Raw genomic sequence first — 13968 nt, forward strand, 5'->3', positions numbered from 1 at the left:
CAGTAGTATGTAGTACGTATAGTATCTCCTCCTAGAAGCAGGAATAAACAAAAAAGAAGCTGTCTTCTCAGAAAGACAGCTTCTTTCCCTAAATTTAAGCGGAGGTTTTTCTTCCATGTTCAACAACTGTGCCATCGTGACGAATCAGTTTTGGCGCCTTCGTTCCGCGCACCGTTTCCGCTGTAATAACGCACTTTTGCACATCCTCGCGCGAAGGAAGTTCAAACATTACGTCTAACATAATTCCTTCGATGATGGAACGAAGACCGCGCGCACCTGTTTTCCGCTCAATCGCTTTTTTGGCGATTTCTCGCAACGCTTCGTCCTCAAACTCCAATTCCACATCGTCTAGTTCAAGCATTTTTTGATATTGCTTCACGATCGCGTTTTTCGGTCTCGTTAAAATGTCAATTAACGCATCTTCATCAAGCTGCTCTAAGCTTGTGATGACCGGCAAGCGACCGACAAACTCCGGAATTAAGCCAAACTTTAATAAATCCTCCGGCAGCACTTTTGATAATAAATTTTTTTCATCAATGTCACTTTGTTGCGTTTCCGCTCCAAAGCCGATGACTTTTTTCCCTAAACGACGCTTAATGATCGGTTCGATTCCGTCAAATGCGCCGCCGCAAATAAATAAAATGTTGGTCGTATCGATTTGAATAAATTCTTGATGCGGATGTTTCCGTCCACCTTGAGGCGGAACGCTGGCAATCGTTCCTTCTAAAATCTTTAGAAGCGCCTGTTGAACTCCCTCGCCTGATACATCGCGTGTAATCGACGGATTTTCCGATTTGCGGGCAATTTTATCAATCTCATCAATATAGATGATCCCTTTTTCTGCTTTCTCGACATCGTAATCCGCCGCTTGGATTAATTTTAAGAGAATGTTTTCTACATCTTCACCAACATAACCCGCTTCCGTTAAGGAAGTTGCATCAGCAATGGCGAACGGGACGTTTAAAATGCGCGCCAATGTTTGAGCAAGCAACGTTTTTCCGCTTCCAGTCGGCCCAATCATCAAAATATTACTTTTCGAAAGTTCTACATCATCGATTTTGCTGTTGGAGTTAATGCGTTTGTAATGATTGTAGACAGCAACAGCAAGCGACTTTTTCGCCGCATCTTGGCCGATGACGTATTCATCTAGAATTTCACGGATTTCCTTCGGCTTCGGAACATCTTTAAATTCGATTTCCTCTTCGCTTCCTAACTCTTCCTCAACAATCTCGGTACATAGTTCAATGCACTCATCGCATATGTATACCCCAGGGCCGGCTACGAGCTTGCGAACTTGATCCTGAGTTTTTCCGCAGAAAGAACATTTTAACTGTCCCTTCTCGTCATTAAATTTAAACATGTTTTCACCCCTTGCTATAAGATTCGCATCACGGTATGTACTTGTTTACTTTTCCACAAACGCTGAATTATAAAACTTATGTATTCGTCATTTTATCATAAATCACATTGCAAACGCTAATAAAAAATCATTATATATTTGAAAAATTAGAAAATTCTCAATCATATGTTCTATTATTTATGAAAGAACAAGGCACGAACGACCTCGCGCCTTGTTCTTTTATCATCTCAAGCAACAAATGCTCTCTACCTTTTTATATTGTATGTGTGCAACCCCTTATGTTATGCAGCCACTTTGCTGTTCTCAACAAGGAAATCGACAACTTTGCGGAATTTCACGTCTTCTTTTACAACATCAAGGTTGCCAAGAAGCTCTTTAATTTTATCAACAGATAAGTTGTATGCTTCCGCCATCTTTTCAAGTTCAGCGTTTACTTCTTCTTCTGTTGCTTCAATGTTTTCTGCTTTCGCAATTGCTTCAAGAGTCAGTGACACGCGCACGCGTTTTTCAGCATCTTCTTTCATTTGTTCGCGTAATGCTGCTTCATCTTGACCAGAGAATTGGTAGTAAAGGTTAAGGTTTAATCCTTGCATTTGCAGACGTTGATCAAATTCGCGCAACATGCGATCTGTTTCCGTTTTAATCATCGCTTCAGGAATGTCGATTTCGGCGTTCGCAGCCGCTTTTTCAACTAATGCGTCGCGAAGCGCTGTTTCTGCTTCGTTCTTTTTTCTTTCCTCTAAACGCCCGCGAATTTTAGTTTTTAATTCTTCAAGTGTTTCTACGTCTTCCTCTGTATCTTTTGCGAATTCATCGTCTAACGCTGGAAGTTGTTTTGTTTTGATTTCATGCACTTTAATTTTGAATGTCGCAGGCTTTCCAGCCAACGCTTCCGCATGATATTCCTCAGGGAACGTTACCTCGATTTCTTTTTCCGCCCCTGCTTCCAAGCCAATTAGTTGTTCTTCGAATCCAGGAATGAACGTACCGGAACCGATCACTAGCGAATAGTTCTCGGCTTTTCCGCCTTCAAACGGCTCTCCATCTACAAATCCTTCAAAATCAATAACGGCTGTATCTCCCTCTTCAATTTTTCCGTCTTCTTTTACAACTAGTTCTGCATAGTTTTCTTGAAGGCGTTTTAATTCGTTTTCAACATCCTCTTCTGTTACTGTGTCGTCTAGTTTTTCGACTTCGAGTCCTTTATATTCCCCTAATTTTACTTCAGGTTTGACAGTTACTTTTGCTTTGAAAATTAGGCTTTTGCCTTTCTCCATTTGCTCGACATCAATGTGCGGATAGTCAACTGGTTCGATTCCAGTTTCCTCCACGGCTTTTGCGTACGCCTCAGGCAATAAAATATCGAGCGCATCTTGATACAACGCCTCTACACCAAAGCGTTTCTCAAATAGAGAGCGAGGAACTTTACCTTTGCGGAATCCAGGGATGCTAACTTGTTTTACTACCTTTTTAAATGCAGCATCCAAACCTTCATTGACTTTTTCCGCATCTACTTCAACTGTAAGAACGCCTTCGTTCCCTTCTAGCTTTTCCCATTTAGCTACCATATTTTTCCCTCCAACACAAAATCAGTCTAGATCGTGAACACTTGTCCAGCGACCGTGCATGTATGTAAGTAAAACTTATAAAGATATACGTAATACAACCATTATATTATAACATACAATAGACCTGTTTCAATATAAACAATAGATTAAATGCAAGAAATTTCTTCTATTTCATAAAGTTTTTTGTATAGTGTTTCTACTTCTTCAACACTTGCGCCATAGCGTTCAGCAATTCCTTCTAAAGGCTCCGCACTCCCTTGAAGATGGCATGCCGTTAAATGAAGAGCAGCCGCCCATGCCTCGCACGATGAGAAAGCAGCGGAGAATGGATAAAGAATATACACATAACGAAGCCAGATCTCCGAAGCCATTTCATACAAACTCGGATTATCGTTCGCTAAATCCCGTTCGAGCCGCTCTAGCACCCCTGCTGCAAATTTTGTTTCTATCGATTCGTCGAGTTGTGCCGGAACGACTGTCATCGTTTCTCCAAACTTAGTAATTGTAATAGCTTCTCTTACTTTTTTCTCTGTAAGCAAGCGAAGCACCATCGTTTTGGCCATTGGATGGTTATTTTCTTCATTTAAATATTGCTTTAAAATCGGCAGCAAAGCCTCAATCTCTTCTTTTTCTTCTAGCTGTTTAATCGCTTTCATTTGGTCAGTGAGCCGTTCCGACTTCAGTAATTGACGTATTTCTTCATTATAATAAGAAGTACTCGATAAAGGTGTATTCATTTTCCCAACAAGTTGAAGCAATTGAATAAAATGATCTCGAAGACTTGGAGAAAGATGCCGATTTTGCAATGCTTTGTATATCATTGCTTCCGCCTGTTTATACTGCTTTAGTTGAATAAGAATGGATAAATAAATCGGCAGAAGCTCCGTGTCGTCTACCTTTTGCTCCTCAAGCAGACGACAACAACGCTCTTTCGCCTCTTCCCATTCTCCGAGCTCAAATAAGCAAATGATCATACTAAGCTCTACTTCCGGATCATTGGGCTCTAACTTTTCTGCTTCATAAAAGAAATGAAGGGCTTTTTTATATTGCTTTACTTGTAATGCTTCTAATCCTCTTTCAAGCAAACGTTGTCTTAAATTTGGAAACGGAATAATGTTGTCCATATTTGTTCACCACAGTTCAATTTGTTAATCAGTATAGCAATGTTTCAATCAAAAAGCCAACTCCGTTTTGTTGGAGTCGGCTTCTTTTTTAAGCAGAATGATATTTCTTTTCATATTCAACAATATAAGGCTCATAGACAAACGTCAAATCGATTTCGTCCCATCCTTTTAACAATAGCTGTTTTCGATATGGGTCAATCACAAACGTTCGGTTAAATCCTTTTTCATCATATACTCGCTGCTCCTCAAGCGAGATCGTTAATTCATAGTCCGCCCGCTTGCTTTGTTCTAAAAGATATTCAACATCTTGTTTGTTTAATCGGATCGGTAACAGCCCGTTTTTTAATGAATTGTTGTAAAAAATGTCGGCAAACGATGGAGCAATGATAACCTTAAACCCGTAATCTTGCAGCGCCCACGGGGCATGCTCGCGGGAAGAGCCACACCCGAAATTCTCATTGGCGACAAGAATCGTCGCTCCTTCATTTTCCGGACGGTTAAGTTCAAAATCAGGATTAAGAGTACGTTCGTCAATATAGCGCCAATCGTAAAACAAAAATTTTCCAAACCCCGTGCGCTCAATCCGTTTTAAAAATTGTTTTGGGATAATTTGATCCGTGTCAATATTAGAGCGATCAATCCCTGCTACTCTTCCTTTATGAATCGTAAATGGCTGCATATTCTCCTCTCCTTAACGAACTAATTCACTCTGCAGTTTTCTAACGTCAACAAAGCGACCGTAAATGGCCGCCGCTGCTGCCATTTTTGGGCTAACTAAATGCGTTCTCGCTCCTTTACCTTGCCTGCCTTCAAAATTCCGGTTCGATGTCGAGGCGCAATGCTCCCCCTCCGGCACCGTGTCCGGATTCATCCCTAGGCACATGCTGCAACCTGAGTCTCGCCATTCAAATCCTGCCTCAATAAAAATTTTCGCTAGTCCCTCTTCTTCCGCTCTCCGTTTCACTGCCTGAGAACCAGGAACAACAAGCGCCCTTACGCCCGGTGCAACTTTTTTTCCTCTCACAATCTCAGCTGCAGCCCGCAAATCACTGATTCGCGAATTCGTGCAAGAACCGATAAATACATGCTGGACGTTAATTTCTGTCATTGGTGTTCCAGGCTTTAATCCCATATACTGCAAAGCGAGTTGGACGGCCTTCCGCTCAGTGTCGTTCGAGAAGTCTTCCGGATGCGGGACATATCTGTCGATTGGCGCGCTCATGCTTGGCGTCGTTCCCCATGTGACCATTGGAGCAATCGTCGAAGCGTCAATTTCCAATGTACGATCGTATGTCGCCCCTTCATCCGTGGCCAATTGCCGCCAACGCTCTACCGCTTTTTCAAACTCATCTCCCTTCGGTACATATTTTCGTCCCCGCAAATATTCAAACGTCTTTTCATCAGGGCTGACTAATCCGGCGCGCGCCCCCGCCTCAATCGCCATATTACAGATGGTCATCCGCTCTTCCATCGACATGCTGCGAATAACATCCCCCGTAAATTCGATAATGTATCCCGTTCCGATATCGACTCCGTAACGATGAATGATTGCTAGAATGACATCTTTAGCCGTGACCCCATCAGCTAAATGACCATTGATGCGAATTTCCAATGTTTTTGGACGGTGTTGCCACAGCGTTTGGGTAGCGAGCACATGCTCCACTTCGCTCGTTCCGATTCCGAACGCCAGTGCACCAAATGCACCGTGCGTCGACGTATGGCTGTCACCGCAAACGATCGTTTTTCCAGGCTGCGTTAATCCTAACTCTGGTCCGATGACATGAACGATCCCTTGCTCCGGGCTCGATAAATCGGCGAGCGGAATCGAAAATTCACGACAATTTTTTTCTAGGGCCGTTATTTGTTTTTTCGCGATTTCATCTTTCACAACAAAACGATTCAGCGTTGGAACGTTGTGATCCATCGTTGCAAATGTTAAGTCAGGGCGGCGCACTTTCCGCCCTTTTTGCCGCAAGCCTTCAAACGCCTGTGGAGAGGTTACCTCATGAACTAAATGCAAATCAATATATATCAAATCCGGCTTTCCTTCTTCGCGGTAAACAACATGGTTTTCCCAAATTTTTTCGATAATCGTTTTTGGCGTCACATCTTCCACCTCTCTTTAAGTCAATATTTGTGCACTATTTCACAACGTCGTTTGGCATATAATCGGAAAAATAGATACTCCTTATGCATATACCGCCATAATATTCCAAATGGCTTCTTGATCAAGAATTGTCGCTTTAATTTCATTGACCATTTCCCTAGTAGAAACGGCCCGTTGCCCTTTTTTCGCCACATCCGCCGTACGGTAGCCGGATGCCAACACTTGCTGGACAGCTCTCTCGATAGCGGCTGCCTCCTCATCAAGACCGAACGATAAACGAAGCATCATCGCGCTCGATAAAATGGTCGCAATTGGATTTGCCTTATTTTTCCCAGCGATGTCGGGAGCGGATCCATGAATCGGTTCATATAGACTTGGGCCAGTTGTTGATAAGCTTGCAGATGGCAACATTCCAAGCGATCCTGTCAACATCGATGCCTCATCACTTAAAATATCGCCAAACATATTTTCTGTAACTAATACATCGAATTGTTTTGGATTGCGGATCAACTGCATAGCAGCGTTATCAACAAGCATATGCTCTAGCTCCACATCCGGGAAGTCCTGAGCAACCTCTTCGGCGATTTCACGCCACATTCGGCTCGATTCCAACACATTCGCTTTATCGATAGACGTTACTTTCTTTCTTCTTTTTCTCGCTAGCTCAAACGCCGTTTTCACGATCCGCCGGATTTCTTCTCGCTTATAAAGAAGCGTATCGACAACTGCCTCTTCTCCATTTTCGACAAGCCGACCGCTTGGCTTTCCGAAATATAGCCCGCCTGTCAATTCTCTTACGATTAGAAAATCAACATCGCGAATGACATCGGCCTTTAGTGGCGAGGAATCTGCTAAACTTTCATAAAATTTGACTGGCCTTAAATTTGCAAATAAATTCATCTCTTTACGAATCGCAAGCAACCCTCTTTCCGGCCGCAAATGCGGAGGATTTCCATCCCACTTTGGACCGCCAACCGCCCCGAGAAGAACCGCATCGCTTTGACGACACATATCAAGCGTCTCGTTCGGAAGCGGTGTTCCTTTTCTATCAACCGCCTCTCCGCCAATAAACCCGTATGCAAAGTCAAATTTATGCCCAAATCTCGTCGCGACTGCTTGTAAAACTTCCACAGCTCCTTTTGTTACTTCTTTTCCAATTCCATCTCCCGGCAATACGGCAATTCGATATGTTCCCATATTGTTCCCCTCCGTTTGTTTAATAAATCTATTTGATTGTTACTTTTTGATTCTCTTCTCGCATTTTTTCAATCATAAACACGCGGTTGACAGCATTAATATACGCCTTAGCAGAGGCTTCAAGCACATCATGCGCCGTACCTCGGCCGCTCGTTTCGATATCATTGGCACACACTTTGACAAATACTTGTGCTAAAGCGTCTCTTCCTCCACTGACCGATTCGATTCGATAGTCTAATAATGTTACATCTGTTTGGAAGCATCGTTCCAGCGTGTTATACAATGCTTCTACACTTCCTGCCCCCGTTGCCGCTTCCTGAATTTTATTTCCCTGTCCATCTGTCAGCACAACCACTGCTGTTGGGATTTGTTTCGTCCCATATTGCACTTGAATCGAGGAAAGCTGATAAAACGCTTTAAAATGATCAAATTTCTCTTCAAAAATTAAAGCGACTAAATCGTCATCGGTAATATCTTTTTTCTTATCAGCTAATTCTTTAAAACGAATAAATAGTTTATTAATTTCTTCTTCCGACAACGAGTATCCAAGTTCCTCCACCCTGTTTCTTAAAGCGTGGCGGCCTGAATGTTTTCCTAATACCATCGAGTTGGATTGCACCCCGACAAGTTCCGGGGAAATAATTTCATACGTTGTTTTTTCTTTTAATACCCCGTCTTGATGGATTCCGGACTCATGCGCAAAAGCATTTTTTCCAACAATCGCTTTATTTGCCGGGACGGCCATTCCCGTCAGTTTGCTCACTAAATTGCTCGTTCGTTTAATCTCTTGAAGATTCAAGCGCGTTGTTGCTTGATAATAGTCTTTGCGAATATAAAGCGCTACAGCCACTTCTTCTAGCGCTGCGTTCCCTGCACGTTCTCCAATTCCGTTAATCGTTCCTTCGATTTGCGTCGCTCCATTTTCAATTGCGGCAAGCGAGTTCGCAACGGCCATTCCTAAATCGTCATGGCAGTGGGCAGACAATGATACTTTTTCAATATTCTGAACATTATTTCTTAAAAAGGAGAATATTTCACCATATTCCTTCGGTGTAATATATCCGACTGTATCTGGAATATTAATAACGCTCGCACCTGCTTCGATCACTTTCGATATAATTTCCGCTAAAAAAGGAAGTTCGCTTCTACAGGCATCTTCTGCTGACCATTGTACGACCGGAAAATAACGCTTAGCGTATTTCACTGTGGATACAGCCGCTTCCACTACTTGCTCCGGCGTCATTCTTAATTTATAAGCCATATGGATTGGTGATGTGGCGATAAATAGATGAAGTCTCGGCTCCGCTCCGCCTTTCAGCGCTTCCCATGCCGCATCGATGTCGCTCTGAACCGAGCGAGAAAGCCCGGTTACAGAGCACGTTTGAATCGTTTCGGCAATTTGTTTGACCGCCTCAAAATCCCCTTTTGAGGCAGCAGGAAATCCCGCTTCAATAATATCGACGCCAAGCCGCTCTAGCTGACGCGCGATCTCCAATTTTTCTTGCAAATTCAAATTCACGCCAGCAGACTGTTCCCCATCGCGCAATGTCGTGTCAAAAATGTTAATTTTTCGCACTTGAGACCACCGCCTCTTTCTGTTTCGCCTTCACGAACGGCATCATGCTTCTTAACTCGCGTCCGACCACTTCAATGAGGTGTTCATTTTCTCTTCTGTTAATCGCATTGAATTCTGGACGATTCGCTTGATTTTCGAGAATCCAACCTTTTGCGAATTTGCCTGTTTGAATATCTTCAAGCACTTTTTTCATCTCGGCTTTTACCGACTCGTTGATAATGCGCGGCCCTGTAATGAAGTCGCCCCATTGCGCCGTATCGGAGATCGAATAGCGCATCCATGAGAGCCCGCCTTCGTAAAGAAGGTCGACGATTAACTTTAATTCGTGCAAACACTCGAAATAAGCCACTTCCGGCTGGTAGCCCGCTTCGACAAGCGTTTCAAATCCTGCTTTAACAAGTGATGTCACCCCGCCACACAATACCGCTTGTTCTCCAAATAAATCCGTTTCCGTTTCTTCCTTGAATGTTGTTTCTAACACGCCCGCTCTTGCAGAACCGATCGCCTTCGCGTAAGCAAGCGCTGTTTCTTTCGCTTCTCCTGTTACGTCTTGATAGACTGCGATTAATGCTGGGACACCGGCACCTTCTGTGTATGTGCGACGCACTAAATGACCCGGACCTTTTGGAGCGACAAGAAACACATCGACATCTGCTGGAGGAACGATTTGGTTAAAGTGAATATTAAAACCGTGTGCAAATACTAACGCGTTACCCGGCTGCAATTCCGGCTCAATGTCTTCTTTGTATACAGTTGGCTGCTTCTCATCTGGGAGCAAAACCATTACAACATCTGCTTCTTTCGCTGCCTCACGAACAGTTCGGACTTGAAATCCATCCTTCTCTGCTTGATCCCACGATTTTCCTTGGCGAAGTCCGACGATAACATTTACTCCGCTGTCACGAAGATTTTGTGCATGCGCATGTCCTTGTGAGCCATATCCAATAATCGCCACTGTTTTCCCTTGTAAATACTTCTCATTTGCATCTCCGTTATAATAAACTTTTGCCATAGTCCATCTCTCCCTTTTTGATAGTTTATTAGATAATAAATGCTGTTTTATATGAAGCAGCTGCCTTTTGGGAGCTGCGTGTAAATGCTGTTGTTCCTGTTCGTGCCACTTCTTTAATGCCATAAGGCTTCAGCAAATCGATCAAAGCTTCGACTTTTGTTGGTTCTCCTGTTACTTGAATAACGACACTGTCACGGCTTACATCAACAATGGAAGCGCGGAATGGTTCAATCAACGTATAAATTTCTTGCCGCACTGAGGGAGGCGCCGATACTTTGACAAGCGCAAGCTCTCGAGCGACGATCGCTTGATCGGTAATATCGTTTACTTTTAAAACATCAATTTGTTTGTTTAATTGTTTTGTAATTTGCTCCGCGGTGCGCTCATCTTCCACGTTGACGACGAATGTCATGCGGGAAATGCCTTCCGTTTCGGTCTGTCCGACTGTAATGCTTTCAATATTGTAATGGCGCTTTGTAAACAATCCGGTAATGCGGTTAAGTACACCTGGACGATTATTCACCGTCATTGTAATGATTCTTCGCACAGTTTCACCCCCACCATTTCGTGCAATCCTTTTCCGGGCGCCACCATTGGATAGACGTTTTCGTCGGCTGCTACATGAAAATCTAAGAGTACAGGCTCTTTCAATGCAAAAGCTTGCTGCAGCACTGTTCTTGCTTCCTCTTCTGTTTTTGCCCGAAACGCTTTAATATTGTAAGCTTCGGCTAATTTGACAAAATCCGGCTGATTTGGGATGAGTGAATGCGAATATCTTTTTTCATAAAAGAGCTCTTGCCACTGGCGAACCATCCCAAGCGCTTGATTGTTGACAATGACGATCTTAATCGGCAAATTCAGTTCTTGGATAACTGAAAGCTCTTGGAGCGTCATTTGAAACCCGCCGTCACCGACAATCGAAACAACTGTTGCTCCTCTATTCGCAAGCTGAGCGCCAATCGCAGCCGGAAGGCCGAATCCCATCGTGCCGAGCCCACCTGAAGTAACCCAACGATGCGGCTGATTAAATTTATAATATTGTGCCGCCCACATTTGATGTTGTCCGACATCTGTTGTTACGATCGCTTCACCATTCGTCAGCTCGTAAATTATTTCAATTAATTTTTGCGGTTTGACAGCATGTGTATCATTCTTATAGCCAAGCGGAAACTCTCTTTTCCACCCCTCTAATTGTGCGAGCCAAGCGGCTGTATCTCCGGGTTTCCCTTCCTGGTGAATCAATTCTTTTAGCGCCTCTTTTGCATCGCTGACGATCGGAATTTTGGTCGGGACGTTTTTACCAATTTCCGCAGGATCAATATCGATATGCGCGACAACGGCCTTCGGAGCAAAGCACTTTAAATTTCCGGTAACGCGGTCGTCAAAACGAGCGCCGATGTTAATGAGTAAATCACATTCATATAAAGCCATATTTGCCGTATAGGTGCCGTGCATCCCAGCCATACCGAGAAATAGCGGGTGATCTGCCGGAAATCCCCCAAGTCCAAGCAGCGTATGAGCAACTGGAATCTTTTGCTGCTCCGCATACCGTTGAAGCTCCTGAGAGGCATTTGCATGAAGCACGCCCGCTCCCGCTAAAATAACAGGCTTTTTCGCTTGGCTGACTGCTTCTACGAGCTTGCGAATTTGTAGGTGGTTCGGTTGAGTTGTTGGCTGATATCCTGGAAGATGGATGTCCTGTTCGTAATCAAATTCCCCTTCTAGTGTTGTCATATCTTTTGGAATGTCAATTAACACCGGGCCGGGACGTCCGGTTGTCGCAATATGAAACGCTTCTTTAATGATTTTTGGAAGTTCTTGAACATCGCGAACTTGATAACTATGTTTCGTAATCGGCATCGTAATTCCAACAACATCCGCTTCTTGGAACGCATCCGAACCGATTACATTTGATGCTACTTGCCCTGTGAATACAATTAGCGGAAGCGAGTCCATCATCGCATCTGTTAAACCTGTCACAATGTTTGTCGCTCCTGGACCGGAGGTGGCAATGACAACCCCGGGCTTTCCTGAAATACGTGCGTATCCTTCCGCCGCATGAATGGCTCCTTGCTCATGACGCGTTAGAACGTGAAAAATTCCTGAATCGTATAGCTTGTCATAAATGGGCAATACCGCCCCTCCCGGATAGCCGAAAATGACCTCGACATTTTCGGCCTTTAATGCCTCGATTAACATTAAAGCGCCGTTCATTTTCGTCTTTTGTCCTCGCTTTTCCTCCACCTTCATCTTTTCCATGCTCCATCCTTCCTCTTCAATTTTATAAAAGCAATGAAAAAACCTTTTCACCCCATTGCGACCTGCTAATGCTAGGTCAAAGGGGCGAAAAGGTTTTCTTTCCGCGGTACCACCCTTCTTCATGGCCATTTGGCCACCTCACGAACAGCCTCACCAACAGCCGTTCTTTTTAATAACGAGTGGGGATTCCACCCGGCCAGCCTTACTAGCTAATGCGTTCAAGCTGGCGCTCAGAGGTGAGTTCATCAAGCGGCGGCACCACCGGTTTCCAGCTCCCCCGGCTCTCTGCAGATGCCTTTCCCACTGACTACTTATCCTCTTCAACGCTTTTGCCTAATTTCGTTGTCTTCGTTCATTAACCGACATTCGCATTCGTCTGGTATACTTTGACTCCTTCAGAAATGACACGCTCCCTAAATGCTTCAAGCAATCGTTTCGTATGTGCCCCAGGAACTCCATCGCCGATGACGCGTCCATCTACCTTTACAACCGCGATCACTTCCGCTGCCGTGCCTGTCAAAAATACCTCATCAGCCGTATATACATCATGGCGGGTAAATGGTTCTTCTTTTACGACATAACCGAGCTCTTTCGCAATATCAATAATCGCGTCTCTTGTGATGCCTTCGAGTGCTCCTACATATCCCGGAGGCGTATAAAGAACACCGTTTTTCACGATGAATACGTTATCGGCGGAGCCTTCAGCCACATACCCTTGGTCGTTTAACATCAACGCCTCGCTCACATTCGCTAAATGCGCCTCGATACGAACGAGCACGTTATTTAAATAGTTCAATGATTTGACTTTCGGGCTGAGGACATCCGGACGGTTTCTTCTTGTCGCTACTGTCACCACTTCGATTCCTGTTTCATATAAATGTTTTGGGAAGATGGCCAGCGGCTCTGCAATAATGACGACTTGCGGCTTTGTGCATTTATATGGATCAAGACCTAAGTCACCGACCCCCCGGGAGACAACAACGCGGATGTAAGCGTCTTGAAACCCGTTTTTCTGTACCGCCTGCACAACTAAATCTGTCATTTCTTCTTTCGTGTACGGAATGTTTAATAAAATGGACTTCGCTGAGTTGTATAGGCGGTCAATATGCTCTTGCAATCGAAAGACGTTGCCGCTATAGACACGAATTCCTTCAAACACCCCATCTCCGTATAAAAAGCCGTGATCATATACGGAAATTTTTGCATTTTCTTTTGTAACAAATTCGTCGTTTAAAAAAATCCATTGTTCGTTCAATGTTTTTCCCCTCTTCCCTTACTAAGCGCGTCCTTGCTAGTAACAACGCTGTTTTTTAACTCGTTTGATTTATTTGAAAATTATAATAAGACCAAAATAAGGAAGAGTCAATACTATTTTTTGAATATTTTGATTCGTCGGAATATTTGAATGCGCTTACATTATCTTTACATCAAGGGAAAAAAGGGGGAAAAATTTTTTTCGAAATTCCGCAAAAAGAGGGGAGAAGAAACAAAGAAGGAGAACAACAAAAAACTCTCTCCGAACATTGGAAAGAGTTTTTTAGGAGCGTCCCAGGAGAGATTCGAACTCCCGACCGACGGCTTAGAAGGCCGCTGCTCTATCCTGCTGAGCTACTGGGACATAATATGAACGTTATTATTTAAAAATTAACACGGCTCTTGGGTTTCCCGCCGTCCCGCACTCAGTATGCCTATTCAAGCTGTGGCTCGTGCGGTACGCTGATACTTTTAAAGACATAATTCACTGGTTTATAAGAGCCAACAAAGA

General features: G+C 43.8%; 11 protein-coding genes, 1 tRNA gene and 1 other annotated feature. All 12 genes read right to left on the reverse strand.

The window, feature by feature from the left end:
• Positions 1 to 94 precede the first annotated feature (94 nt).
• The 12 genes from clpX to N667_RS0110375 all read right to left on the reverse strand — a co-directional run bounded on the left by clpX (position 95) and on the right by N667_RS0110375 (position 13821).
• Positions 95 to 1360, reverse strand: coding sequence for an ATP-dependent protease ATP-binding subunit ClpX (clpX, locus tag N667_RS0110315; protein ID WP_027409497.1), 1266 nt, complete (start codon positions 1358 to 1360; stop codon positions 95 to 97).
• Positions 1361 to 1641: 281 nt separating this feature from the next.
• Positions 1642 to 2928 (reverse strand): trigger factor, encoded by a 1287-nt coding sequence (tig, locus tag N667_RS0110320; protein WP_027409498.1) that lies wholly within the window; start codon positions 2926 to 2928, stop codon positions 1642 to 1644.
• A 146-nt stretch (positions 2929 to 3074) separates the two neighbouring features.
• Entirely contained in the window at positions 3075 to 4052 is a 978-nt protein-coding gene (locus tag N667_RS0110325) for a tetratricopeptide repeat protein (RefSeq protein WP_027409499.1), read from the reverse strand.
• An 88-nt stretch (positions 4053 to 4140) separates the two neighbouring features.
• Positions 4141 to 4731, reverse strand: coding sequence for a 3-isopropylmalate dehydratase small subunit (gene leuD, locus N667_RS0110330; protein WP_027409500.1), 591 nt, complete (start codon positions 4729 to 4731; stop codon positions 4141 to 4143).
• A gap of 12 nt (positions 4732 to 4743) precedes the next feature.
• Positions 4744 to 6159, reverse strand: a complete 1416-nt coding sequence (leuC, locus tag N667_RS0110335) for a 3-isopropylmalate dehydratase large subunit (protein WP_027409501.1) — start codon at positions 6157 to 6159, stop codon at positions 4744 to 4746.
• Positions 6160 to 6240: 81 nt separating this feature from the next.
• Positions 6241 to 7356 (reverse strand): 3-isopropylmalate dehydrogenase, encoded by a 1116-nt coding sequence (gene leuB / locus N667_RS0110340; RefSeq protein ID WP_027409502.1) that lies wholly within the window; start codon positions 7354 to 7356, stop codon positions 6241 to 6243.
• Positions 7357 to 7384: 28 nt separating this feature from the next.
• Positions 7385 to 8932 (reverse strand): 2-isopropylmalate synthase, encoded by a 1548-nt coding sequence (locus N667_RS0110345; protein ID WP_027409503.1) that lies wholly within the window; start codon positions 8930 to 8932, stop codon positions 7385 to 7387.
• Positions 8919 to 10067: a ketol-acid reductoisomerase gene (ilvC, locus tag N667_RS0110350; protein WP_269528351.1), complete on the reverse strand. Its 1149-nt coding sequence runs from the start codon at positions 10065 to 10067 to the stop codon at positions 8919 to 8921. The genes N667_RS0110345 and ilvC overlap by 14 nt, the downstream gene beginning before the upstream one ends.
• Positions 9973 to 10491, reverse strand: a complete 519-nt coding sequence (gene ilvN / locus N667_RS0110355; RefSeq protein WP_027409505.1) for an acetolactate synthase small subunit — start codon at positions 10489 to 10491, stop codon at positions 9973 to 9975. Before ilvN ends, ilvC begins: the two co-directional genes overlap by 95 nt.
• Positions 10470 to 12203: an acetolactate synthase large subunit gene (ilvB, locus tag N667_RS0110360; RefSeq protein ID WP_027409506.1), complete on the reverse strand. Its 1734-nt coding sequence runs from the start codon at positions 12201 to 12203 to the stop codon at positions 10470 to 10472. Before ilvB ends, ilvN begins: the two co-directional genes overlap by 22 nt.
• Before the next feature lie 77 nt (positions 12204 to 12280).
• Positions 12281 to 12536, reverse strand: a binding site (T-box leader).
• A gap of 22 nt (positions 12537 to 12558) precedes the next feature.
• A complete protein-coding gene (gene ilvE, locus N667_RS0110370; protein ID WP_027409507.1) occupies positions 12559 to 13458 on the reverse strand; it encodes a branched-chain-amino-acid transaminase in 900 nt (299 codons plus the stop codon).
• 289 nt (positions 13459 to 13747) lie between these two features.
• Positions 13748 to 13821 (reverse strand) — tRNA-Arg (locus N667_RS0110375).
• Positions 13822 to 13968 lie beyond the last annotated feature (147 nt).

Source organism: Anoxybacillus tepidamans PS2 (assembly GCF_000620165.1).
In the GTDB taxonomy this organism is placed as follows: Bacteria; Bacillota; Bacilli; order Bacillales; family Anoxybacillaceae; genus Anoxybacteroides; species Anoxybacteroides tepidamans_A.